This window comes from Bradyrhizobium acaciae, from assembly GCF_020889785.1.
Classification (GTDB): domain Bacteria; phylum Pseudomonadota; class Alphaproteobacteria; order Rhizobiales; family Xanthobacteraceae; genus Bradyrhizobium; species Bradyrhizobium acaciae.
This window is the reverse complement of sequence record NZ_JACMYK010000309.1, coordinates 1-1,200: the sequence shown is the minus strand read 5'-3', so window position 1 is coordinate 1,200 and position 1,200 is coordinate 1. Positions and strand designations below refer to the sequence as shown.

2 protein-coding genes are annotated in these 1,200 nt (G+C 62.0%); both read right to left on the bottom strand.

Features of this window, described 5'->3' with window-relative positions:
• Positions 1 to 136: 136 nt before the first annotated feature.
• Complete coding sequence (locus H8A92_RS40450; RefSeq protein ID WP_016842648.1) at positions 137 to 349, bottom strand: cold-shock protein; 213 nt, start codon at positions 347 to 349, stop codon at positions 137 to 139.
• A gap of 268 nt (positions 350 to 617) precedes the next feature.
• Positions 618 to 911 carry a translation initiation factor IF-1 gene (gene infA / locus H8A92_RS40445; protein ID WP_016842649.1) on the bottom strand — a complete coding sequence of 98 codons (294 nt, stop codon included), beginning with the start codon at positions 909 to 911 and terminating at the stop codon, positions 618 to 620.
• Positions 912 to 1,200 lie beyond the last annotated feature (289 nt).

Sequence of the window (1,200 nt, the reverse complement as noted above, 5' to 3'; positions counted from 1 at the left end):
GATTCAACCAAAACCCATCCCGCTCCAGGTCACGACAGCGGACTCGCGATCCAGACAAAAAGGGCCGCACCCGAAGGTGCGGCCCTTGATGCTCTAGCGACAATTTCCTGGAGCTTCACGCTCCCGGGAAATCGGCTTATCCGGCGGCGCGCAGATTGTCGGCCGAGGATTTGCCGGAACGGCGGTCAGCCACGATCTCGTAGGAGATCTTCTGGCCTTCACGCAGAGTGCCAAGGCCGGCGCGCTCGACTGCACTGATGTGCACGAACACGTCGTTCCCGCCTTCATCCGGCTGGATGAAGCCGTAGCCCTTGGTCGCGTTAAACCACTTCACGGTTCCCATGCTCACGTGGGTAGTCCCTTCTCAGATATACAAGTTCAAGACCCGCTGATCGGCGGGGTGGTGAGATCGAATTTTTGGAAGGGTCGTCAGCGTCTGAACCGGCTGTACCGGTATTGGCTAATGTCGTCCGGCCGAAAATCGATGGGTAGGATATTATTCGATAGAAGGCTTCAAAACAATCCTGACGTGCGCGATTTTTTGGCCGGCGCAGCCGCCGGCCAATTGTTGCGCAGGACATCAGGCGGTCATGCCCGCAACGGTTGCAATGCCGGCGTTATCGACGCCGGAATTGGCCGCCGCGCTGTGCTCCGCCCCGCGGCGGGCCGCCGGGCGCGCCGCTCGGACGTTCGTCCTTGTGGCGGAAGATCAGGCGGCCCTTTTCGAGATCGTAGGGCGACATTTCGATCGTCACGCGGTCACCGGCCAGCGTCTTGATGCGGTTTTTCTTCATCTTGCCGGCGGTATAGGCGACGATTTCGTGTCCGGCATCGAGTTGCACCCGGTAACGAGCGTCGGGGAGGATTTCGGTCACCAGTCCTTCGAACTGGATCAGCTCTTCCTTAGCCATATGTTTCTCCAGATCGAGCGACGGCTAGTGCTTCGGTCGGTTGTTGCGGTTGTGTTGCGGATTCGGCCGGCTCTCGCGATGCAAGAAGGCGACGCCCTGGATGCCTTCGCTGTTGCCGGCCTGCGACGGACGCGGCGACTCGCCCCGGCTCGTCTGCGGCGCGCCATTATTACCACCCCGACGGCGGCGGCGGCGAGGGCCTTTTGTGCCAGGAGCGGCCTCATTCCCACGAACATTATGCGCGCGCGGCGCAGAGCGGCCGCCGCGGTGCGGATGGGTGGGCTGGGCG